At 57.7% G+C, this 22,030-nt stretch carries 26 protein-coding genes; 14 read left to right on the top strand and 12 right to left on the bottom strand.

Annotated features, from left to right (window positions below; all coding sequences use genetic code 11):
- Positions 1–8: 8 nt before the first annotated feature.
- The 3 genes from I9184_RS02595 to I9184_RS02605 all read left to right on the top strand — a co-directional run bounded on the left by I9184_RS02595 (position 9) and on the right by I9184_RS02605 (position 3,280).
- Positions 9–617, top strand: a complete 609-nt coding sequence (locus I9184_RS02595; RefSeq protein WP_209832645.1) for a peroxidase-related enzyme — start codon at positions 9–11, stop codon at positions 615–617.
- A gap of 261 nt (positions 618–878) precedes the next feature.
- A complete protein-coding gene (gene ppk2, locus I9184_RS02600; protein ID WP_171722987.1) occupies positions 879–1,802 on the top strand; it encodes a polyphosphate kinase 2 in 924 nt (307 codons plus the stop codon).
- A 119-nt stretch (positions 1,803–1,921) separates the two neighbouring features.
- Complete coding sequence (locus tag I9184_RS02605; protein ID WP_348539499.1) at positions 1,922–3,280, top strand: MATE family efflux transporter; 1,359 nt, start codon at positions 1,922–1,924, stop codon at positions 3,278–3,280.
- Here I9184_RS02605 and I9184_RS02610 read toward each other — a convergent pair.
- On the bottom strand, positions 3,277–3,678 hold the full coding sequence (locus I9184_RS02610) for a hypothetical protein (RefSeq protein ID WP_209832649.1): 402 nt from the start codon (positions 3,676–3,678) through the stop codon (positions 3,277–3,279). The two genes, I9184_RS02605 and I9184_RS02610, sit on opposite strands and share 4 nt — an antisense overlap.
- Before the next feature lie 2 nt (positions 3,679–3,680).
- Entirely contained in the window at positions 3,681–4,883 is a 1,203-nt protein-coding gene (locus tag I9184_RS02615; protein WP_209832651.1) for a pyridoxal phosphate-dependent aminotransferase, read from the bottom strand.
- Positions 4,884–4,975: 92 nt separating this feature from the next.
- Between I9184_RS02615 and I9184_RS02620 the strand changes: the two genes are divergently transcribed.
- The 3 genes from I9184_RS02620 to I9184_RS02630 all read left to right on the top strand — a co-directional run bounded on the left by I9184_RS02620 (position 4,976) and on the right by I9184_RS02630 (position 6,197).
- Complete coding sequence (locus tag I9184_RS02620; RefSeq protein WP_152458492.1) at positions 4,976–5,368, top strand: helix-turn-helix transcriptional regulator; 393 nt, start codon at positions 4,976–4,978, stop codon at positions 5,366–5,368.
- Positions 5,365–5,622, top strand: a complete 258-nt coding sequence (locus I9184_RS02625) for a succinate dehydrogenase assembly factor 2 (protein WP_224853117.1) — start codon at positions 5,365–5,367, stop codon at positions 5,620–5,622. Before I9184_RS02620 ends, I9184_RS02625 begins: the two co-directional genes overlap by 4 nt.
- A 77-nt stretch (positions 5,623–5,699) precedes the next feature.
- Positions 5,700–6,197, top strand: coding sequence for a winged helix DNA-binding protein (locus I9184_RS02630; protein ID WP_209832653.1), 498 nt, complete (start codon positions 5,700–5,702; stop codon positions 6,195–6,197).
- A gap of 117 nt (positions 6,198–6,314) precedes the next feature.
- Here I9184_RS02630 and I9184_RS02635 read toward each other — a convergent pair whose 3' ends face one another.
- Entirely contained in the window at positions 6,315–7,016 is a 702-nt protein-coding gene (locus tag I9184_RS02635; RefSeq protein ID WP_209832655.1) for a DUF1194 domain-containing protein, read from the bottom strand.
- Positions 7,013–7,441, bottom strand: a complete 429-nt coding sequence (locus I9184_RS02640) for a VOC family protein (protein ID WP_171631261.1) — start codon at positions 7,439–7,441, stop codon at positions 7,013–7,015. The genes I9184_RS02635 and I9184_RS02640 overlap by 4 nt, the downstream gene beginning before the upstream one ends.
- A 175-nt stretch (positions 7,442–7,616) precedes the next feature.
- On the opposite strand from I9184_RS02640, the gene thyX reads away from it, so the two are divergent.
- Complete coding sequence (gene thyX / locus I9184_RS02645; protein ID WP_209832657.1) at positions 7,617–8,525, top strand: FAD-dependent thymidylate synthase; 909 nt, start codon at positions 7,617–7,619, stop codon at positions 8,523–8,525.
- A gap of 364 nt (positions 8,526–8,889) precedes the next feature.
- Here thyX and I9184_RS02650 read toward each other — a convergent pair whose 3' ends face one another.
- Positions 8,890–9,096 (bottom strand): cold-shock protein, encoded by a 207-nt coding sequence (locus I9184_RS02650; protein WP_152458488.1) that lies wholly within the window; start codon positions 9,094–9,096, stop codon positions 8,890–8,892.
- 213 nt (positions 9,097–9,309) lie between these two features.
- On the opposite strand from I9184_RS02650, the gene I9184_RS02655 reads away from it, so the two are divergent.
- Together I9184_RS02655 and I9184_RS02660 are read left to right on the top strand one after the other, a co-directional pair.
- Positions 9,310–9,627 (top strand): ArsC/Spx/MgsR family protein, encoded by a 318-nt coding sequence (locus I9184_RS02655; protein ID WP_171631264.1) that lies wholly within the window; start codon positions 9,310–9,312, stop codon positions 9,625–9,627.
- 40 nt (positions 9,628–9,667) lie between these two features.
- Entirely contained in the window at positions 9,668–10,036 is a 369-nt protein-coding gene (locus tag I9184_RS02660) for a hypothetical protein (RefSeq protein ID WP_209832659.1), read from the top strand.
- A gap of 1 nt (position 10,037) precedes the next feature.
- Here I9184_RS02660 and I9184_RS02665 read toward each other — a convergent pair whose 3' ends face one another.
- The 5 genes from I9184_RS02665 to thrS all read right to left on the bottom strand — a co-directional run bounded on the left by I9184_RS02665 (position 10,038) and on the right by thrS (position 14,722).
- Complete coding sequence (locus I9184_RS02665; RefSeq protein ID WP_171631268.1) at positions 10,038–10,556, bottom strand: DoxX family membrane protein; 519 nt, start codon at positions 10,554–10,556, stop codon at positions 10,038–10,040.
- Positions 10,553–11,314 (bottom strand): DNA-binding domain-containing protein, encoded by a 762-nt coding sequence (locus tag I9184_RS02670; RefSeq protein WP_209832661.1) that lies wholly within the window; start codon positions 11,312–11,314, stop codon positions 10,553–10,555. Before I9184_RS02670 ends, I9184_RS02665 begins: the two co-directional genes overlap by 4 nt.
- Complete coding sequence (locus I9184_RS02675; protein ID WP_209832663.1) at positions 11,311–12,168, bottom strand: DUF692 domain-containing protein; 858 nt, start codon at positions 12,166–12,168, stop codon at positions 11,311–11,313. The genes I9184_RS02670 and I9184_RS02675 overlap by 4 nt, the downstream gene beginning before the upstream one ends.
- A gap of 71 nt (positions 12,169–12,239) precedes the next feature.
- Positions 12,240–12,542, bottom strand: a complete 303-nt coding sequence (locus tag I9184_RS02680) for a DUF2282 domain-containing protein (protein ID WP_171631275.1) — start codon at positions 12,540–12,542, stop codon at positions 12,240–12,242.
- Between the two features lie 221 nt (positions 12,543–12,763).
- Entirely contained in the window at positions 12,764–14,722 is a 1,959-nt protein-coding gene (gene thrS, locus I9184_RS02685) for a threonine--tRNA ligase (RefSeq protein ID WP_171631277.1), read from the bottom strand.
- 210 nt (positions 14,723–14,932) lie between these two features.
- Between thrS and I9184_RS02690 the strand changes: the two genes are divergently transcribed.
- From I9184_RS02690 to I9184_RS02705, 4 genes are all read left to right on the top strand, one after another.
- Positions 14,933–15,682 (top strand): alpha/beta hydrolase, encoded by a 750-nt coding sequence (locus I9184_RS02690; protein ID WP_209832665.1) that lies wholly within the window; start codon positions 14,933–14,935, stop codon positions 15,680–15,682.
- Positions 15,682–16,674: an alpha/beta fold hydrolase gene (locus tag I9184_RS02695; RefSeq protein WP_209832667.1), complete on the top strand. Its 993-nt coding sequence runs from the start codon at positions 15,682–15,684 to the stop codon at positions 16,672–16,674. Before I9184_RS02690 ends, I9184_RS02695 begins: the two co-directional genes overlap by 1 nt.
- A 44-nt stretch (positions 16,675–16,718) precedes the next feature.
- Positions 16,719–17,333 (top strand): hypothetical protein, encoded by a 615-nt coding sequence (locus I9184_RS02700; RefSeq protein ID WP_209833689.1) that lies wholly within the window; start codon positions 16,719–16,721, stop codon positions 17,331–17,333.
- An 85-nt stretch (positions 17,334–17,418) separates the two neighbouring features.
- Entirely contained in the window at positions 17,419–18,129 is a 711-nt protein-coding gene (locus tag I9184_RS02705; RefSeq protein ID WP_209832669.1) for an alpha/beta fold hydrolase, read from the top strand.
- Here I9184_RS02705 and I9184_RS02710 read toward each other — a convergent pair.
- Both I9184_RS02710 and phaZ read right to left on the bottom strand, forming a co-directional pair.
- Positions 18,126–18,713, bottom strand: a complete 588-nt coding sequence (locus I9184_RS02710; RefSeq protein ID WP_209832671.1) for a DUF6151 family protein — start codon at positions 18,711–18,713, stop codon at positions 18,126–18,128. The two genes, I9184_RS02705 and I9184_RS02710, sit on opposite strands and share 4 nt — an antisense overlap.
- A gap of 5 nt (positions 18,714–18,718) precedes the next feature.
- On the bottom strand, positions 18,719–19,990 hold the full coding sequence (gene phaZ / locus I9184_RS02715; protein WP_171631288.1) for a polyhydroxyalkanoate depolymerase: 1,272 nt from the start codon (positions 19,988–19,990) through the stop codon (positions 18,719–18,721).
- 111 nt (positions 19,991–20,101) lie between these two features.
- On the opposite strand from phaZ, the gene phaC reads away from it, so the two are divergent.
- Positions 20,102–21,904 (top strand): class I poly(R)-hydroxyalkanoic acid synthase, encoded by a 1,803-nt coding sequence (gene phaC / locus I9184_RS02720; protein ID WP_209832673.1) that lies wholly within the window; start codon positions 20,102–20,104, stop codon positions 21,902–21,904.
- Positions 21,905–22,030 lie beyond the last annotated feature (126 nt).

Raw genomic sequence — 22,030 nt, forward strand, 5'->3', positions numbered from 1 at the left:
GAAGCCAAATGAGCTGGATCAGAACCATCCCCTTCGAGCAAGCCACAGGCAGGCTTAAGAAACTCTATGACCGCGTCACGGGCCCGGGCAACAATGTGGACAATATCATGATGGCGCATTCGTTGCGCCCGCATTCGATGGAAGGGCACATGGCGATCTACAAGGCGGTGCTGCATCACTCGGGCAACAAGACACCGAAATGGTTTCTTGAGGTGCTGGGCGTGTGGGTCAGCTCTCTGAACCGATGCGGATATTGCGTCGAACACCATTTCGCAGGGTTGCAGCGGTTGCTGGCCAACGAAGAACGGGGAAACGCGATCCGGGCGGCGATCGAAGCTCGCGATCCGGCCGCCGCGCCATTGGATGCAGCGCAGGTGGCGGCCATGACCTATGCGCGCAAACTGACCGAGGATCCGGGCGATCTGGTCGAAGCGGATGTGACGGCGCTGCGCACGGCAGGGTGGGATGATGGAGAAATCCTCGAGATCAATCAGGTCTGTTCCTACTTCTCTTATGCGAACCGCACGGTTCTGGGGCTGGGATGTTCGACGGAAGGCGACGAATTGGGTCTGTCGCCCAACAACTCTGACAACCCTGACGATTGGGGGCATAGATGAAGCCTGAAACAAGGGGATCAGCGATCCGGTGCGCCAAACGGGCGCCAGCTTTGGCCATGTTGGCCGAGGTCGATTAGACGATCCAATTGAGGATTCAGGCAAGGGCCGCTCGGGCATAGCTTGAAAAACGACGTTTGTATCGGACCCTTGTATCCAGTGCGGAATTTGTGGGTTTTTGAGGCATCAATTTGACCCCAATCAAAGCGCATCCATGGCCTCTCTGCTAGCTCCTTTCCGGGACAACAGAAAAGGAAAGATTTCATGGAAGCCATTGCTCGGGTCGAAACAAATTCAACTCAGGTCAAGACCGGGCCGACGCCGGTTGCAGACGTCGCAGAGCCCAGCCCTGAAAAGATCCGGCAGGCGTTTGAAAGCGGCAAGTACCCCTATGGCCGCAAGATGGCGCGGTCGGTGTACGAAGAACAGAAGGCCAAGCTTCAGGCAGAGTTGCTGAAGGTTCAGTTGTGGGCGCAGGAAACCGGGCAGCGTTTCGTTCTGCTGTTCGAAGGGCGCGATGCTGCCGGCAAGGGCGGTACGATAAAGCGCTTCATGGAGCACCTCAATCCGCGTCAGGCCAGGGTCGTGGCCTTGAATAAACCCACTTGGGAGGAAAAGGGGCAGTGGTATTACCAGCGCTATATTCAGGAACTGCCAACAGTTGGCGAAATGGTGTTCTACGACCGGTCCTGGTACAACCGCGCGGGTGTCGAGCGGGTGATGGGCTTCTGCTCTCCCAATGAATATCTGGAGTTCATGCGGCAGACGCCAGAGTTGGAGCGGATGCTGGTACGTTCGGGCATCCAGCTTTACAAATACTGGTTCTCGGTCACGCAGGAAGAACAGCAGCGTCGTTTCAAAAGTCGCGAGACGGATCCTCTGAAACAGTGGAAATTGTCACCGATTGACAAGGCCAGCCTCAGCAAGTGGGACGATTACACCGAAGCTAAAGAGGCCATGTTCTTTTACACCGATACCGCGGACGCGCCGTGGACGATCATCAAGTCGAATGACAAAAAACGCGCGCGGCTGAATTGTATGCGCCATTTCCTGTCGACGCTGGACTATCCGGGCAAGGATCACGACATTGTGGGTGAACCCGATCCGTTGATCGTGGGGCAGGCGCATCACGTGATTCACCGCTCCGAGCATATTCTGGGTACGACACTGCATCCGGACGCTCGTTAATCACGCCGGTGCCCGCCTGGACCGTGCAAGCGGGCACCGAGGTATCATGTTGACATTTTAGCGATCATCTCTTGTCTCGCGCCAAGCCCGCGCATATGGCTGGTGCGATGACAAAAGTGATGACATATCCGGCCCACTTTCGGGCAATTGCCGTGCTTGGCCTGCCGTTGATCGGCGGCCATCTGGCGCAGTTTGCCATCGGCCTGACCGACACCGTCATGCTGGGCTGGTACGGGGTCGAGGCGCTGGCAGCGGTTACCCTGGCCAGCAGCTATTATTTCGTTCTGTTTTTGTTTGGTGCGGGGTTTGGCTGGGCTGTCATGCCGATGGTTGCCACCGCAGCGGCAGAAGGGGACGAAACCAGCATTCGCCGCTCGACCCGCATGGGGCTGTGGTTGTCACTGCTATACGCTGCGGTGGTCATGCCGTTGTTGTGGTGGTCCTATCCGATCCTGATCGCCATGAAACAAGAGCCGCATATCGCTGAAACCGCGTCGGAATATTTGCGCATTGCCGGTTGGGGATTGTTTCCGGCTCTCATCGTTATGGTGTTGAAATCCTACCTTGCGGCCCTGGAGCGAACCCAGATCGTGCTGTGGATCACGGTTACGGCGGCGGTTGTGAACGGGTTTACCAACTATGCGCTGATCTTTGGCAACTGGGGCGCGCCGGAACTGGGTGTGATGGGCGCTGCGATCGCTTCGATCGCGACACAGGTCGTTTCACTGGTCGCGGTTGTCGTCTATGTCGTCCGGACCTTGCCGGAACACAGCCTGTTCCAGCGCTTCTGGCGTCCGGATTGGGAAATGTTCATCAGCGTGTGGAAACTGGGCGTGCCCATTGGCCTGACAACCCTGGCCGAGGTGTCGCTGTTTGCAACATCCGCCGTGATGATGGGCTGGCTGGGTCAGGTCCCGCTGGCCGCGCACGGGATCGCCCTGAATTTGGCGTCGGCCACATTCATGGTGCATCTGGGGCTGTCAAATGCGGCCACCATCCGGGCCGGCAACGCGTTGGGCCGCCGTGACAAGGCGCATCTGGAGAAAGGTGCGATTGCCGTGACAGGCATGTCGCTGGTCATGTCCGTCGTGACCGTCATCCTGTTCCTGACATATGCCGAGCCGCTGATTTCCCTGTTCATGGAGGCCGATGATCCGCAGCGCGGACAAATTCTGGCTATCGGGACAGGATTGCTGGCCATGGCTGCCCTGTTCCAACTGGTCGACGGGGCGCAGGTGATTGCGCTGGGACTGCTGCGTGGTTTGCAGGATGCCAAGATACCGATGGTTATGGCGGCGCTCAGCTATTGGGTGGTGGGAATTCCGGCGTCCTACTATTTCGGCTTCGTCCGTCAGATGGACGGCATCGGTGTCTGGCTGGGGCTGGTGCTTGGCCTGGCTTTCGCGGCGGTGCTGCTGATGGCCCGGTTCTGGATGCATTCGGTGCGGCAGATGCAGGCGCCGGCGGAACCGGCCTAGTCTTTGCTCAACCGGTCGGCCTTTTTCCGAACCAGAACCGTGCGCAGATCGTGCATCGCCATCAGCAACCTGTCGGTTACTTCCTCAAGCTGTTCGTCGCTTGCCTTGGACTGCGCCCATTGCGTTGTCAGATTCAGATAGTCGACAGCGCGGTGAATGTCGTCAATGTCGCGCTGGGCCAGTATGGCCCGGCGCTCGTTCATCCATTGGGCGATCTCTGCCTGATCCCGTTCGGACAAAACCCGTTGCCCGTGTGGCTTGACCTCACCGTTGCGGATGTTGATGACGGCGATCTGGTCCATCTCGATCCGGCGCTGGCGGTTTTCCGTATCGATCCGAAACACCGCGGCCCCGTTTTCACGGATGCGAAAATAGTATTCGGGCAGGTCGGCAGACATGTTTACCTCAGAGATGCACAAAAGCGCTGTATACGAGCGCAGGCTTCGGTCAGGGCTGCGTCGGACGTCGCATAGCTGACCCGGAAGTTGGGTGACAGGCCAAAGGCCGCGCCAAACACGACGGCGACATCCGCCTCTTCCAGCAGGGCCCTGGCAAAGGCTTCATCGTTTTCGATGACAGTTCCCGCGGGTGTCGTTTTGCCAATCAGCCCGGCGATCGAGGGGTAGACATAAAACGCGCCCTCGGGTGTCGGGCAGGTTATACCGTCAATCTCGTCCAACATGCGCACCACCAGATCACGGCGGCGTTTGAACGTTTCATTGTTCGGGGCCAGAAAATCCTGTGTTCCGTTCAGCGCTTCCACCGCCGCCCACTGGCTGATCGAGCAGGGGTTCGAGGTGGATTGCGACTGGATCTTGCGCATCGCCGAGATAAGTTCGACCGGACCGGCAGCATAACCGATGCGCCAGCCGGTCATGGCGTAGGCTTTCGAAACACCGTTGCAGGTAAGCGTCCTGTCATACAGGCCGGGCTCCACCTCGGCAGGCGTGCAGAATTCAAATCCGTTATAGGCCAGGTGTTCATACATGTCGTCCGACATGATCCAGACATGCGGATGGCGCATCAGAACATCGGTGAGGGCCTTGAGCTCATCCCGGCTGTACCCTGCGCCTGTCGGGTTCGAGGGCGAGTTGAAGATGAACCACTTTGTCCTTGGGGTGATGGCGGCTTCCAGTTGTTCTGCCGTCAGCTTGAAGTTGTTGGCCAGCGTTGTTTCAACAACAACCGGCGTCCCGCCTGCCAGCAAAACCATGTCGGGGTAACTTACCCAATATGGCGCGGGGATGATCACCTCGTCACCGTCATTCATTGTTGCCATCAAGGCGTTGTACAACGTCTGCTTGCCGCCCGTTCCAACCGAGATCTGCGCGGGCGTGTAGTCAAGCCCATGATCGCGCTTCATCTTGGCGCAAACCGCCTGCTTCAGTTCCGGAATGCCGTCCGGTGCGGTGTACTTGGTTTTTCCGGCTGCAATCGCTGCAACAGCGGCGTCCTTGATGTTTTGCGGGGTGTCGAAATCCGGCTCACCCGCGCTCAGGCCGATGACATCGCGCCCGGCGGCTTTAAGCTCGGCGGCCTTGGCTGTCATGGCGATTGTGGGCGATGGTTTGACGCGTGACAGTGTCGCAGACAGGAAACTCATGGATGGCCTCGGTTTGTATGTTCAACCCGACTGTCATAGGGTGCGCCGGAATGACGATCAAGCCGAATGGACAATGCGAATTGGAGACCCCGATGAATGATGAAAAAGACTGGTATGGACCTGAGTCTGCGACATTCGGGGACCGTTTGGCAGGCGCGCGCGAAGCGGCCGGAATGACCCAGGCAGAGCTGGCGCGCCGCCTTGGCGTCAAGAAGACGACGATTGTCGATTGGGAAAACGATCTGTCCGAGCCGCGTGCGAACCGGTTGTCGATGATGGCGGGGCTGGTCAATGTCTCGATCATGTGGCTGCTGACCGGTGAGGGCGAAGGCATGGATGCCCCGGTGGAAGAGGGCGAAGGTGGAATGGAACTGTCGACCGCGGTGGCCGAATTGCGCGCCATCCGAGGAGAGATGCGGGTTTGCGCTGAACGTGCGGCGCGACTGGAAAAGAAAATGCGTCTGATGCTGGAGCAGAAGAATTGAGTGAACCCCGGGACGTACGCATCAAGCGAATGAAAATGCGATCCATGCGGCGCGGGATCAAAGAGATGGACATCATCCTTTCCGCTTATGCCGATCGCAACCTGGCCGATATGGATGCCGCCGGGCTGGATGTCTTTGACGCGCTGCTGCACGAAAACGATCAGGACCTGTATCAATGGGTCACAGGTCAGGTGCAGCCGCCGGCGCAGTTTGCCAGTTTGATTTCAAACATAGCGCAGACCTTTCAGAAATAAGACAATACCGGCTTAACCGATTTTTCGGACTTTCAGGTCATCGTGTCTCAAACAGCACGACTGAATCGGAGGTTCGGATGAGTATCGAAATGCAGGTCTCCGGGCTGGGAGCCAAGGGGTTCATGACCAGCTATCTTGAGGCGCTGGCCCTGGTGGAGCGGCTGCACCGGTTGCTGCTGGACGTCATCAAGGATGAATTCGAGCGTGTTGGCGTGCTGGAAATCAACGCGGTTCAGGCGTTGCTGCTGTTCAATATCGGCGATCACGAAGTGACGGCGGGTGAGCTGAAAAGCCGCGGCTACTATCAGGGCAGCAATGTCAGCTACAACCTCAAGAAGCTGGTTGAGATGGGGTATATGCACCACCAGAGATGCGAGATTGACCGCCGCTCTGTCCGCGTGCGTCTGACTCCACGAGGCGGGGAAATCCGCAATATCGTGTCCGACCTGTTTGCGCGTCACGCCGAAGGATTGCAAAGCAGAGGCGTGTTGGAGTTGGAAGGTATCGAAGACATCACCACGTCGCTGCGCCGGGTGGAGCGATATTGGACCGACCAGATCCGATACATCTACTGACCGCAGCTGTGCGTCGCGCAGAACCAAATCCGTCCTGCACTGATGCACAGGCCTGGCGGCCTTGTTCAAATGCGGGTCCAGAGAGCAGGCCCGCAAAAGCAGCACTCAGGCGCGGATTTATTGCGGGTCTTCATCAAGCGCACCAATCTGCAAACCGCTCAATTCCCGTTTCAGCTTTTTCCGCATGGCCCGTTCGAAATCTTCGAACCCCTGAGCGACCTCCAAAAAGGCACCGGGACCATGCAGGACGTTGTTTTCAAAAAACGGGATCAGAAAAAGTTCGCCTTCAAAATCCGCCGCGTTGATTACGAGGCCATTGACCACCACATTCTGAAAAGCGAAGTGCCGATAGGCTATCCGTGGTCCGTAGCCATCATTGTTGGAACCATCTCCGGACAGGTCAATCGTTTGAAACAAGCAGTCGGGTGCCTGGTTCATCAAGGTTGACCCGTAAGCCAGGGCATAGCCCATGGCGGTCGCTGATCCGGTATCTGATCTCACAGAGGCACTTATCTGACCGGAGGCGAAAAGTAGGTCGGCAACATCTTCTATCAGCATCCAATTCAAAATGACGTGCTGGGTGGAACGACCGCTCCATTCGTAAACAGCCAATGCAACCGGCATGGGAGAGGAAAAAAAGGCCTCCTGCACTTCGGGTGCGATCAGCGCAGCCGCCAAACCCTGCCGTTGCAGCACGTCCTCGGCCTCATCGACCGACACTGAAATGTCCATGGCCAATGCAAGGGCCAAACGACACGTTTCGGCCTTGATCGGGCTGGCCAGCACGGCCAGCCCAAGCGTTATGACCCACCGGATCACCAGTGGCCAACGCTTTCCATGCTGGCCCAGGGCTCCTTCGGCTCCAGAGCATCGCCGTTTTGCAAAAGCTCGATCGAGATATTGTCGGGTGAGCGTACAAATGCCATGCGACCATCACGCGGAGGGCGATTGATCGTGACACCATTATCCTGAAGGTGCTGGCAAACCTCGTAGATGTTGTCGACGCCATATGCGAGGTGACCGAAATGGCGGCTGTCGCTGGGAAGGCCGTCATCACCGTCCCAGTTGTAGGTCAGCTCGATCGGCGCATCCTCCTGCCCCGGAGGGGCCATGAAAATCAGTGAAAACCGCCCGGCGTCGCTGTCATAGCGGCGTGTTTCCTTCAAGCCCAGAAGCTTGTAAAACGCCATGGATTTTTCCAGATCCTTCACGCGGACCATGGTGTGAAGATATGTCAGCGCCATTTTGGCCATCCTTTTCGACTCAGTTTGCATTGAGCTTAGCGCGCCGACCTAATGTGTCGAGACCGCCGGGTCTGGCGAATTGAAATTTGCGTGGGTTGCGGCATATATCGCGGTTTCGATGTTGCGGCTGGCGAGATATAGTAGGGGGCGACTCATTGCCAGAAAGGAAAACCTGATGCCGCTGTCCGCTGACCAACAGGCCGAGATCGAAGCGCAACGTGCGCAATCGCATCCCACTCGTCGCGTCGTTTCAGCGGGAATGGAAGATCACCTGTACACCGCGCATCAGGTTCTGGATCACGGCTTTGTCCGCGTGATTGATTACATGGGCGATGATGCGGCCATCTGTCAGGCCGCGCGTGTGTCCTACGGCAAAGGAACCAAATCGGTTCAGAATGACGAAGGTCTGATCCGGTACCTGATGCGGCACTGGCATTCGACCCCTTTCGAAATGTGCGAGGTCAAACTGCATGTAAAGCTGCCGGTCTTCGTGGCGCGGCAGTGGATTCGGCACCGTACGGCCAATGTGAATGAATACTCGGCGCGATATTCGATTCTGGATCGTGAATTCTATATTCCCGCACCCGAACATGTGGCCGCCCAATCAGAGGTGAACAATCAAGGTCGTGGTTCTGCTCTGGAAGGTGAAGAGGCCGCGCGTGTTCTGGACATCCTCAAGGCTGACAGCGCCCGGTGCTATGACAATTACGAGTCGATGATCAGCCAGGACGGGCAACAGGGGCTGGCACGAGAATTGGCCCGGATGAACCTGCCCGCAAACATCTATACGCAGTGGTATTGGAAGGTCGACCTGCACAACCTGTTCCATTTTCTGCGGCTGCGCGCTGACCCTCATGCTCAATATGAGATCCGCGTCTACGCTGATACGATGTGCAAGATCGTCGCCGACTGGGTGCCCTTTGCCTATAAAGCCTTCGAGGATTACCGTCTTGGGGCCGTCAACCTGTCGGCTCAGATGGTTGAAAGCCTGCGCCGCATGCTGACGGGTGAGGACGTCACGCAGGAAAGCTCGGGCATGACGGCTCGGGAGTGGCGCGAGTTCGAAGAGATCATTCGCAAATAGAATTCGAATTACCGCGCGCCGATTTTTTCGGATTGTCATGCCAAGCGATCCATCGCCTAAGCAGAGTGTGGGCTTTTGCGACGCATGCACGATGACCTGAAACCGGAACGAAGGGCGTCGCAACGTGCCAGCGTCGCCCCGAGCGCACAATGAAAGCCTGGGAAGTCCGGTTTGCGGGCGGGGCTGGGATCTGGTTGCGGGAAACCGGGGTATCCGACACCACTGCAACGGATATACACCATTGACGCCGCGCAAATGAAAAATCCGCGCGCGGGTAATGGAACAGGCCCGGTAGGGGGTGGTTGACGGCCGGAAATTGGCCGCCAACCTTAATGGATTCATCCCGCAATCAGCGGGGATGTCGTTACAACGGCTTCAATTCCGCAGCCATTTGTCGGCCGTCGCGCCCGTCCTGCAACTCGTACGAGACTTTCTGATTGTCTGCGAGTCCGGTGAGGCCGGACCGTTCTACGGCCGAGATATGTACAAACACATCTTTGCCCCCTTCATCAGGGGCAATAAAACCATAACCTTTAGTGGTATTGAACCATTTCACGGTGCCGGTTGGCATGTCCCGTGTCTCCTTCTACTTGCGCATTGTCCCACAAATTGGTGGGGCTGTGTTCAGCGTCGCCACAAAAAAGACTGTTTGGCACTTTCTGAACAGTCCGTTTCGTGTGTTTCGCCTTTTTCAACATTGCACGGTGAAGTAAAAAATCAAGAATAACCGCCGGAAACTGGCAAGTTTGCCTAAAATGCAATCAAATGCAGGAGCAGTAAAAACATGCGCCTTTATGGATTGAAAACCTGTGACACCTGTCGCAAAGCATTGAAAACGTTACCAGACGCAGAGTTTGTGGATGTCCGCAGTGATGGCGTGCCGGATGCTGTGCTGTCGCAGGCTCTTGCTGGCTTCGGCGAGGCTTTGCTCAACACCAGGTCAACGACATGGCGCGGATTGGATGACAACCAGCGCGCGAAAGCACCTTTAGAGCTTTTGAAACAGCATCCCACCCTGATGAAGCGCCCGTTGATCGAGAAAGACGGAGAGCTGTTTCTTGGCTGGACCGCGGAAACTCGCACGCAGCTTGGTATTTCTTAAGGAATGCTTATGTGCCTGCAAGCAACAGTGAGGACGTTCAATGCGTAATGCCGCCATGATCTTGGGCGTGATTGCCGGGCTGATCGGGATGATCGTCGGGTTTTTCGGGTATGCGAAGGTGGTCGTCATCGATCACGTCGGCGAGATAGACGGCGTTCTGAGGCAGGTAGACAACCCTGATTTGATTCAGACTGTGTCGATCATTGCGCCTTTGTTGGCCATTGCCGGGGGCGCGATGGCGCCCGCGCGCGCCCTTGTTGCCGGGATTCTGCTGCTGATTTCAGCGGGGGCGATGTATTACGCATTCGGATTTGGTGTGTTCACCATGTTCCCGATCGCGTTTGCCGGGGTTGCCGGGGTGCTTGGGCTGGCAGCAGGTAAACCGGACCAGCCCAAAGCGCATTTCTAGGTCACTTCAGGCGCAGGATCCGATCAAGTGAGATGGGGCCCGCACCGTTGATTACGATCACCAGCATCAGGAACGTCCACATCGTGCGCTGATCCATAATGGATGGCGCCGCGTCGAACAGGCTGCCCAGTTTCACGCCATGGCCGGTGACATCGACCAGGGTCTGCACCCAGATGAAACCGATCATACCCAAGGCCGCCAGGCGGGTGAACAGACCGACCAGCAGCAGCGCGGGAAGGACGAATTCTGCAACCGTGCCAAAGAAAATGACCACCCGTTGAAAGAGCGTCATTTGGGATACGTCGTAAAGGACGGCTTCGGCGGCTTTGGGAAAAATCTGACCGAATGCACCGGCCGAAGGTGAAAAGATCGAGCCGTCGATCTTCAACATCGCCGAGTTCCAGTAGTAGACCAGAAGAACCGCGACAAAGACCAGTCGCGCCAGCGTGGGTGTAAGCCAGTTGGACGCCAGGTCCACTTTTCCCAGAACGTTGTTGTGAAGTGAGATCAGGGCAGTCATGTCTCCAGCCTTTCGATAGTCACAGAAGTTATTGCACCGCCCTGCAAAAGCAGTGCCAGAGTGGTTCCAAGGTCAAATTCAGGTTGCGCCGCAGCGGTTTTTTCAAACGCTTCGCCGATCATGTCGCCGCCTTGCATATTAGCGATCCAATCGGCGCCGCCGGCTGGCAGCAACTGGGCAACCGGGTCGAATTCCGGGCGTGTGATCAAAACATCCTCAGCTCGCGCATCTGGTTTCGGCGCGTTGGTTTCGGTGTTGAAACGCCAGATCGCGTGAATGGGCCAGTCCGAGCGTACCACCCGCATGGCCGGGGCAAAACGCAGCCGGGCTCGCATGACCTGTTCGGGGTCTACGGCCAGCGCGTCTGCCGGGGCGGGTTGGCTGTCGGCGGCGTGGTACGACTTGCGCAACGCAAGTTCCAGCCGCGCCACATCCGGCAGGTAACCAAGATGGGAAAGCTGCTGCATTCCGGCCAGAAATTCGGGAAAGGCTTCACCGTAGAACATCATCAGCGATGATGATGGCGGGTGCTGGCGCAGAAATATCCCGGCCAGCCCGTCCATGTTCTGTGGCCCCAGCAACTTGGTGATGACTGGGAACGCCTGATGCATCGCTTCGGTCAAGGACACGGCGACATTGTTGCGATAGACGCTGAACCGACGACCGGCTGGCTGCGCCTGAGCGTCCAGCAAACCTTCGGGGACAGGGGCTGACGCATCCATCATGGCCGCGCGAAATTCGGATTGCGAAACGCTCATGCCGGGATCCGTTCCAGGGCGGTCTGCGCGCGAACGGCTTCTTCCCGCAAAATGGACCAGTCCGGTACGTCGGTATCCCACTCGATCAGGACGGGTTTCGGCCCCGTACGTTCCAGCACGTAATCCAACAGCGCCCAGACCGGATCGACGACTTCACGCCCGTGGCTGTCGATCAGCAGCGGGTGGCCGTGATCGTCTTCATCCTCGTCATGGCCTCCAAGGTGAATTTCCCAAACTTTTTCAAGTGGATAGGCATCGATGTAACCCTGAGGAGAGAAATCCAGATTGGTGGCAGAGACAAAGACGTTATTGACATCCAGCAACAAGCCACATCCGGTGCGACGTGCAATTTCGCGCAGAAAGTCCGGCTCGGACCAGGTGCTTTCGTCAAAAGCCAAATAGCTTGAGGGGTTTTCCAACAGCATCTGCCGTCCGACGGTGTCCTGAACCTGATCGATATGATCGCAAACGCGCGCCAGTGTTGCGTCGGTATAGGGCAAGGGCAGCAGGTCGTTGTAGAAATGGGTGTCATGTGTGGACCAGGCCAGGTGCTCGGAAAAGCTGGCGGGATTCAGCCAGCCCACCAGATGTTTCAGCCGGGCCAGGTGATCAGGGTCCAGCGCGCCTTCGCCGCCGATGGACAGGCCAACGCCATGGACCGAGATCGGGAATTGTTCGGAAAGGTGGCGCAGCTGCGCCAGAGGCCGCCCGCCGTCGCCCATGTAGTTCTCGGCATGGATTTCCAACCATGCGACGGGCTGTGCGTGTTCAAGTATCTGAGCGAAGTGTTGCGGCTTGTAACCAACGCCCGGCGCTGCGGGCAGACGGTTCGACCGGTGGGCATCATCCAGCATGGGTCAGTTCCTTGATCACGAAAGGGAAGGGGCGGGCGATGGTGCCCGCCCCTGAATTCGTCAGGCCATTCTTATGCGGGCAGATCGCGATCCAGGGCTTCCAGCGAGCCTTTGCGCGGGCTGCCGTCTGCCTGCGCGGGCAGTTCGATATCCGCGCAGGTGCCTGCGTCAACCAGGGTCCATGCATTGCCCTGATAATCAACGGTCGAGGTGCCCGCGCAGGTGGTGCCGGGGCCCGCGGCGCAGTCGTTCTGACCGGCCAGCGATACGCCATAGCATTTTTCCTTTGCCTGAGCGGATGCAGTGGTTGCGGCGCCCGATACGGCGGCTGCGACTGCGGTTGCGATAACCAGGGACTTGGCTGTGTTCGACATCTCGGTAATCCTCTTGATGACTGGGTATGTCTGCTTGTGACAATGACAAAGGTAGTAGCTTGGTAGACAGAGTTGAATTCACGAGCCCGTGTCTCACAAGCACGTCAAAGGGCGGCGCGCCCTCTTGCAGCGTAAAGCATTGTTTTTGATGAAGAAAGAGTGAATTGTTTCAATCTGGCCCCAATTCGGGGGCCAGATTCCCAGCAATATGCTGCCGATTGTTACAGCAAATCCGGTGGGGTGGCTGCCTGCGACAGCTCGTTTGTTACAACGTCAAGCGGTTGAACCTGCGTCTGTTTTTCACCCAGACGTCGGACGCTGACGGTGCGCTCTTCAACCTCGCGGTGGCCGACGGCCAGAATGACCGGCACCTTGCCGACCGAATGCTCGCGGACCTTGTAGTTGATCTTCTCGTTGCGGATATCCGCCTCGGCGCGGACACCCGCAGCTTTGAGCGTTTCAACCACTTCCAGAACATACTCATCCGCTTCGGAGGTGATCGAGGCCACGACGACCTGACGCGGGGCCAGCCAGAACGGCAGTTTGCCCGCGTGTTCTTCGATCAGGATACCGATGAACCGTTCGAAGGATCCCAGCGTCGCGCGGTGCAGCATGACGGGGCGGTGTTTGCCGCCGTCGGCGCCAATATAGGTGGCGTCCAGGCGTTCAGGCAGAACGAAGTCCACCTGGAAGGTGCCGCACTGCCAGTCGCGACCGATGGCATCTGTCAGGACGAACTCCAGCTTTGGACCGTAGAAGGCGCCTTCACCCGGGTTCAGTTCGGGTTCGATCCCGGCTGCTCGGGTTGCAGAGAGCAGGGCGGATTCTGCCTTGTCCCAGACCTCATCTGAACCAGCCCGCGTTTCAGGACGGTCCGAGAATTTCACCGCAAACTTTTCGAATCCCAGATCCTTGTAGATCACGCTGAGGAAACGGATGAACTCGGCGGTTTCGGCCTCGATCTGTTCCTCGGTCGAAAAGATGTGGGCGTCGTCTTGCGTAAAACCGCGCACGCGCATGATGCCGTGCAATGCGCCCGAGGGTTCGTACCGGTTGCACGACCCGAATTCGGCCATACGCAACGGCAGATCGCGATAGGATTTCAGGCCCTGTTTGAAGATTTCAACATGGCAGGGGCAGTTCATCGGCTTGAGCGCGTTAACGGCTTTCTCGCGGGCATGTTCTTCGTCCACTTCGACGATGAACATATTCTCCTGATACTTGTCCCAGTGGCCGGACCGTTCCCACAGCTTGCGGTCAACGACCTGCGGCGTGTTCACCTCGACATAACCGCCCTTGCGCTGCTGTCGGCGCATGTAGTCCTGCAGCAGGGTGTAGATGGTCCAGCCGTTGGGATGCCAGAAGATCTGACCGGGCGCTTCCTCCTGCATGTGGAACAGGTCCATCTCGCGGCCCAGCTTGCGGTGGTCGCGTTTGGCGGCTTCTTCCAGCATATGCAGGTAGGCTTTCAACTTTTCCTTGCCGGTAAAGGCCACGCCGTAGATGCGCTGCAACATCGCGCGATCGCTGTCGCCGCGCCAATAGGCACCCGCGATGGACATCAGCTTGAACGCATCCCCCGGAACCTGCCCGGTATGTTGCAGGTGCGGACCTCGGCAAAGATCCTGCCAATGGCCGTGCCAGTACATGCGCAGCGGCTCGTCGCCGGGAATAGCCTCGATCAGCTCGACCTTGTAGGGCTCGTTATTGGCCTTGTAGAACTCGATCGCGCGCTCGCGGTCCCAGACCTCGGTGGTGACGGGATCACGCTTGTTGATGATCTCTTTCATCTTTTTCTCGATGAGGCCGAGATCTTCGGGCGTGAACGGCTCTTCGCGGTCGAAGTCATAATACCAGCCGTTTTCGATGACGGGGCCGATGGTGACCTTGGTGGCGGGCCAGATCTCCTGAACCGCGCGCGCCATGATATGGGCCAGATCGTGGCGGATCAGCTCATTGGCCTGGGCCTCATCCTTCATAGTGTGGATAGCGATCTGTGCGTCGGATTCGATGGGCCATTGCAGGTCCCAGTGCTGGCCGTCAACGGTGGCCGAGATGGCCTTTTTGGCCAGCGAGGTTGAGATGTCGGCAGCCACCTGCGCGGGCGTGACGCCTGCGGCGAAGGTGCGTGCATTGCCATCGGGAAAGGTGAGAGAGACGGATTGAGAATCCAGGGCCATATCGGCTCTCCTCGTCGGTTTGGCGCCCACTGAACGCCCGGTTGCGGGTTATGTGTGTTCGGCCCATGTGGCAGGTGGATGGGCCTGTGTCAAGAGTGGGGCGAGGGGCCAGCCCCTCGCGCTCCCCGGAGTAATTGGAATAAGATGAAGTGGGCGGAATTGCACTCGGGGGTGGGGCGTGCATGATGCTGGAAAAGGAAAGAGGGTTTCATGGCAGCGACGGATTTTCTGGAGACGCCGCAGGGGCGGCGACTGGCTTATCACAAGACCGAAGGGGCAGGACCGACCATCGTTTTTCTGGGCGGGCTCAAATCGGACATGGAAGGCACCAAGGCCGTGCATCTGGAAGCCTGGGTACAGGCGCGGGGGCAATCGTTCTTGCGGTTCGATTATTCCGGCCACGGGGAAAGCTCGGGCGCGTTCACCGAGGGCTGTATCGGTGACTGGCATCAGGACACATTGGCTGCGGTAAAGGCATTGACGGACGGACCTTTGATCGTGGTTGGCTCATCAATGGGAGGATGGCAGGCATTGCTGCTGGCCAAGGTCATGCCCGAGCGAATTGCGGGCATGGTCACAATCGCCGCCGCGCCGGATTTCACCGAGGACGGGTACTGGGCTTCGTTCAGCGACGAACAAAAAGCTGCGCTGGACTCTGTCGGCCATGTCGAGCTGCCGTCCGACTATATGGAACCCTATATCATCACCAAGCGCATGATCGAAGACGGACGCCAGAATTTGGTTCTGCGGGACGCTCTGGATCTGCCGTTCCCGGTTCGTTTCCTGCAAGGTACCGCAGACACGGCGGTTTCGACCGAAACAGCCGTGCGGCTGCTGGAACATGCTGCGGGTCCTGACATGCGGCTGTTGTTGGTCAAGGGGGCTGATCATCGCTTCTCGGACGAGATGTGCCTGGGTTTGATCGAGACCGCGGTTCTTGAAGTGTTGGGAGAAGCCTGATGCGGCGCTTTGGTTGGTTTCTGGGGCGCGCTCTTCTGGCGCTGGTTGTTCTTGGCGGCCTGGTCTACTGGTTCGGCCCGCGCGAGGAAGTGAACCTGCACCCGACCTTTGATCCTCGGAAATTTGGTGAAGGTGTTCAGGTTTTTTTTGAAAGTACCGAGTCTGCCTATGATGACATCGTTCCGGGTGTCGAAAAGCGCGTGATCTGGCAGGACGGGTTCAAGGAACAGCGCACGCCGTATTCTGTTCTGTACATCCACGGTTTTTCAGCAAGTTCCGAGGAAATCCGCCCTGTTCCTGATCTGGTGGCTGACGCTTTGGGCGCCAATCTGGTCTACACGCGGTTGCAGGGTCACGGTCGGGATGGGCCGGCGATGGCCGAGGGTACGGCCTCGGGCTGGATGCAGGACACCGCCGAAGGGCTGGCAGCGGCGCGTGCGGTCGGGGAAAAGGTGATCGTCATTTCCACCTCGACCGGAGGAACGCTGGCGGCGGCCGCTGCGTTGGATGCCGACCTCAGCCAGGATGTGGTCGGCATGGTTTTTGTCTCGCCGAACTTTGGTGTGAATACCGTCGCGGCGTCGGTGCCTTCGTTGCCTTGGGCAAGAAGTTGGTTGCCCGTTCTCATGGGGCCGGAACGCGATGTGTCAGGGCCGGACCCCGAGAAGAACAGGTACTGGACGTCGGTCTACCCGTGGGAAGCCGTCGTGCCGATGTCCGTGCTGGTGGATACGGTCTATGCGCTGGATTTCTCTGACGCCCTAATACCCGCCTTGTTCTGGTTTTCGGATGATGATCAGGTTGTGCGGCCGGACCGGACGCGCAAGGTTGCCGAGGCCTGGGGCGCTCCGGCAACGGTCAGGCTGGTGACGATGGGGCCGGGTGACGATCCGTCTTCACATGTTATCGCGGGGCGGTTGATGTCGCCGGGTCAAACCGATGCCACCGTTGCTGGTATTCTGGAGTGGCTCAAGGGCTTGGGGGTGGAATAAACCCTGATCGGAAAAAAGGATGCAAGATGCGTAAGCCGGGCAGTATGTGGAGCCTTGAGACCTTGGGTCGTGTCCGCTTGTCCCGGCACTTCTTCATGCGCGATTTTATGTATTCGGAAATCGGCAACTTCCACCAAAAGCAGAATATTCCGGACAACCCGGATCTGGCGATCGAAACAGGCCGCGCCTTTTGCGAAACTCTTCTTGACCCTTTGGAGGAGACATTTGGCCGGGTCGCGGTCAGGTCGGGTTATCGTTCATCGTCCTTGAACCGGTTTGGCAATGAAAACAAGCTGAACTGCGCCCGAAACGATCACCCGCTGGAATGCCACATCTGGGATCGCGGGGAAGGGGATGCGCGGATCGCCGGGGCATCCATCGTCATCCCGTGGTTCGCGGATCAATATGCGCAGGGCAGGGACTGGCGGGATCTGGCGTGGTGGATGCACGATTATCTGGAGTATTCCGAAATCTGGTTCTTTCCCAAGCTCTGTGCGTTCAACCTTGTGTGGCGGCCCAGGCCGCAACGCCGGATCGACAGCTATATTGCTCCGCGTGGGTGTCTGTTGAGGCCCGGCGCTGAGCCCGGTGAAGACCTTGCGGCCCGGCAATCCCGTTACGCCGATTTCCCGGCGTTTCGGGCCATCGCCTACCCGTGAAGTTTTCCTTGCCCGGCTGTGGCAAAACTCTCATCCTGACAACAACTGGAAGGACTCGGACAAACCGAGCAGATGGAGCCCCCGCGTGAAGGAACCGCTGGTTTTATTGCCTGGGTTGATGTGTGATGCCCGGCTGTTTCGACCTCAGATCGAGGTGTTGTCACGGTCACGGCCTGTCACTGTTGCACCTGTTTCCGGAGGCGAGCGCATTGAAGAGATCGCCTCTGGGCTGTTGGATCAGTTGCCACATCGGTTTGCATTGGTGGGCCTGAGCATGGGCGGTGTGGTGGGGTTGGAACTGACCCGGCGGGCACCGGAACGGGTGACGCGCCTGTGTCTGATGTCGACGGACGCACTGGCGGATACACCTCAAATCGCGGCCAGTCGCGAGGACCTGATCATTGGGGCCCTGGGCGGGCGGCTGGAAGAGGTCATGCGCCAACTGGTCGGCACCGATACTTTGGCGCCGGGGCCCCGGCGAATCCCCATTCTGAATGATCTTTTGGCAATGGCGAATGATCTGGGCGCCGAGGCATTCGTGCGTCAAATGCGTGCCTTGCAGCGCCGGCCCGACCAACAGGGAACGTTGCGCCGCATCAAGGTTCCCACTTTGATCATGTGCGGCGCCCATGACACGCTAACCCCGGTCAAACGGCACTCTTTCATGTCTGACCTGATACCAGAGGCCGCATTGGAGATCGTCGAAAATGCCGGACATCTGCTGCCGCTTGAAGCGCCCGATGCCGTCAACAAAGCCTTGGAAACCTGGCTGAATATCCCGCAAAAGTTTGTCTAGGGGTAAAGCGCCGCCCGCGCGTCTTTCGAAATGACATTCGGTACGACCGCAGGATCGCCGGTCTCGGGGTCGAAAAACGGCGTATTCATCCAGCGTCCTGACAGGCGCGATTGCAGGGCGCGGCGCAAAAGGCCAAACGCCGCAAACCTGACCTTTTCGTGTTTTTGTTTTCCATCGGGTCGAGGGACAAACCCACGGGTCGTCACCGGCCCCAATGCGGAAACATCACCGGTAATCCTGCCGACGATAAACCCTGCAAAGGGCAAACGTGCAGTCTGTGGCGTTGTCGCCAGCGGGGCGTTGCAGCAGCTGGCATACCATCGCAGCATACCATTTGGGCTGAGTTTCATGGCCGAAAGGAATTGGCTTCCGGCGGTGATTTCGATTTCATCCGGTGCCATCTGGAAAATGTCCACCGGGCCGGGCGCCGGGTCGGGCTGCCCGAAATACAGTTGCGCCGCACGGCAGTCATGACAAAAACACTCGACATGGGTTCCAAGCCGAACGCCCCGGTCCGAGATTTGACCCTTCAACTGGCCGCAACAGCAGGAAAAGGCGAGGCCACCATGTAATGGCCCGCCCATGTTCATCAGGCTACCTTGTTGGTGTTCGCAGCGCGGCGACGTTTCTTGCGGCTGTTTTCGTTCATGAAATCAATCACAAGCGGGCGAATGTTATCGCGCCAGCTGCGGCCCGCGAAAATGCCATAGTGGCCCGCGCCGGGTTCTACGTGGCTGGCCTTTTTGCTGTCTGGCAAACCGGTGCACAGGTCCAGTGCAGCAATACATTGTCCGGGCGCCGAGATATCGTCATTCGCACCTTCGACCGATTTCACGGCAACATCGGTGATTTTGCCGATATCCACCTTGTGGCCGGCGACAACAAATTCGTTGCGTGCGATCTCGCGGTTCTTGAACACGCGTTCGACCGTCGACAGATAGAACTCGGCCGTCATGTCCATCACCGCAAGATATTCGTCATAGAAACGGTTATGGGCATCCAGGTCCGAGGCTTCGTTGCGGATAACACGCTGAATCTGATCGGAAAACGCCTTGGAGTGGCGATCGGCGTTCATCGACATGAACGACGCCAGTTGCAGCAGGCCGGGATAGACCATACGCCCGACACCTTTGTACTTGAATCCGACCCGTTGAATCATGGTTTCTTCCAGCTGACCCATCGTAACACGTCGTCCAAAGTCGGTGACGTCGGTCGGGGTCGCGTCCGGGTCCACCGGCCCGCCAATCAGTGTCAGAGTGCTGGGTTGAGCCTTGGGTTCGACTTCGGCCAGATAGGCGGTCGCTGCCAATGTCAGCGGGGCCGGCTGACACACCGCCACGACATGCGTGTCCGGCCCCAGTTCCTTCATGAAATCTACAAGGTAGAGCGTGTAGTCTTCGACATCGAACTTGCCGGCAGACACAGGAATATCGCGCGCATTATGCCAATCGGTGATGTAAACTTCGCAATTGACCAGCAGGCTTTTGACAGTCGAACGCAGCAGCGTGGCGTAATGGCCGGACATGGGCGCAACCAGCAGGACCTTGCGCGGTTGTTCTTCCCGGCCGTTGACACGGAAATGAACCAGATCGCCGAAGGGGCGTTCCAGAACGGTCGTAATCTCGACCAGATGGTCTTTGCCGTCCTCGCAGGTGAAGGTTCGAATGCCCCAGTCAGGTTTGACGACCATTCGCTGGAAGGTCCGTTCGGTGACTTCACCCCATGCGGCCATCCAGCTGAACGCCGGGTTAGGTGTCATGGAAAACAGGGGGTAGGACGCCATCGCGCTTGCGGTTGCACCAAGCCATTGGTTGGTGTTACGCATGGACTCCATAAGGTCGTAGGTCATCATGTAGCGCATAAATGGGGCCTCCTGAGTGTCAGCCTGAGAGTTCGGACCATTCGCCGCTTTGCCCCCCAGCACCCACGACGTTATTCTGCATGGCAGCGAGGTTAGGGTGGAATTGTTAAAATGACAACAAGTGAAGACCAAATGCCAAACGTGTCCGAAGAACATATTGAACGCATTAAAGAAAATATGGAAAGGGTCGAGCAGCTCGCGAAGCGCCTGGTCGAGATCATGGCGTCAAAAAAGTCGCACACGCCCGCGCTGGACGGCCCGAATCAAGAGCTTTTTGCACGAGCAGCAACAGCCTATTGGGCCGAGGCATGGCAAAATCCCGCCAAGTTGTTGGAGCAACAGATAGAATTCTGGGGCAAGTCGGTTCTCAACTTTGCCGAAGCGCAGAAAGCGCTGACGACCGGAGAGGTGGAAACCGAGGAAACCAAGCCCGGTGACAAGCGTTTTTCCAATCCCCTTTGGGAGACAAACCCTTATTTCCGACTGATCCGGCAGCAATACCTGACGAACGCGGAAGCGATTGCGCAGGCTGTCTCGTCGGTTGATGATCTGGATGCCAAAGACAAACGACGCCTACAGTATTTCTCGCAGCAGATCATCGACATGATGGCGCCCACGAATTTTCTGGCGACTAACCCGGATGCCCTGCAAAAGGCGGTCGAGACCGAAGGTCAGTCACTGATAAAAGGGTTGGAGAACCTTGTTTCAGACCTTGAGGCCAATGATGGCGAGTTGGTCGTCAAACTGGCGGATGAAAGCGCGTTCGAGGTTGGTGGAAACCTGGCGACAACGCCGGGAGAAGTCATATATCGCAACCGGATGATGGAGCTGATCCAATACAAGCCGGTGACTGAAACGGTTTATGAGACGCCCATCGTTCTGTTCCCGCCCTGGATCAACAAGTTCTATATTCTGGATCTGAAAGCCCAGAACAGCATGATCAAATGGATCACCGAACAGGGCTATACCCTGTTTGTCGTAAGCTGGGTGAACCCGGATGAAAGCTATGCCGAAACCGGCATGGAAGACTATATTCAGGACGGTTTCCTGACCGCAATCGAAACGGCCAAGAAGATCTGCAAGGTCAAACAGGTCAACGCTGTGGGTTATTGCATCGCGGGCACGACGCTGAGTCTGACCCTGTCCTTGCTGAAACAGCGTGGCGACAAATCGGTCAAATCCGCAACGCTGTTCACGGCACTGACGGATTTTTCCGATCAGGGTGAGTTTACGCCATTCCTGCAAAACGACTTCATCGACGGAATCGAAGAGGAAGTAAAAAAGGAAGGCGTTCTGCGATCGTGGATCATGGCGCGCACCATGTCGTTCCTGCGATCACGCGACCTGATTTATGGTCCGGCCATTCGCAGCTATATGATGGGGGAAGTGCCTCCGGCCTTTGATCTGCTTTACTGGAACGGCGATGGTGCAAACCTGCCAGCAAAAATGGCCGTGGAATATCTGCGAGGCCTCTGCCAGCGCAACGAGTTCGCGACCGACGGTTTCGAGTTGATGGGGCACAAGTTGAAACTCGAAGACGTGGATGTGCCGCTGATGGCCATAACCTGCGAAACCGATCACATCGCGGCATGGAAAGACTGTTACCGCGGCGTGCAGAAAATGGGCTCGCGGTCCAAAACCTTCGTGGTTTCAGAATCGGGTCATATTGCGGGTATCGTGAACCCGCCCAGCAAGAAGAAATATGGCCACTACACCAACCCGGATATGAAGTCGGATGCCAGCACCTGGCTGAAAGAAGCTGATTTTCACGAAGGATCCTGGTGGCCCATGTGGGACGCGTGGTTGAAGAAGCGGTCTGGCAAGCAGGTTCCGGCCCGTGAGCCGGGTGATTCGAAGCACCCAAGCCTTGCATCCGCACCCGGGACTTACGTTGTGGCGAAACCAAACGACTGATTTCATTTTGAAACTTAAAAATTCTGCGACGCAGCAAGAAAAAACTTGCAATGCTGCGGTGCAGCAATCATATTGTCCTCAAGCTGATGAAACCCGGGGTGGGCCCGGACCGGCTAAAAGGATTAG

The organism is Ruegeria sp. HKCCE3926 (assembly GCF_017872515.1).
Classification (GTDB): domain Bacteria; phylum Pseudomonadota; class Alphaproteobacteria; order Rhodobacterales; family Rhodobacteraceae; genus Ruegeria.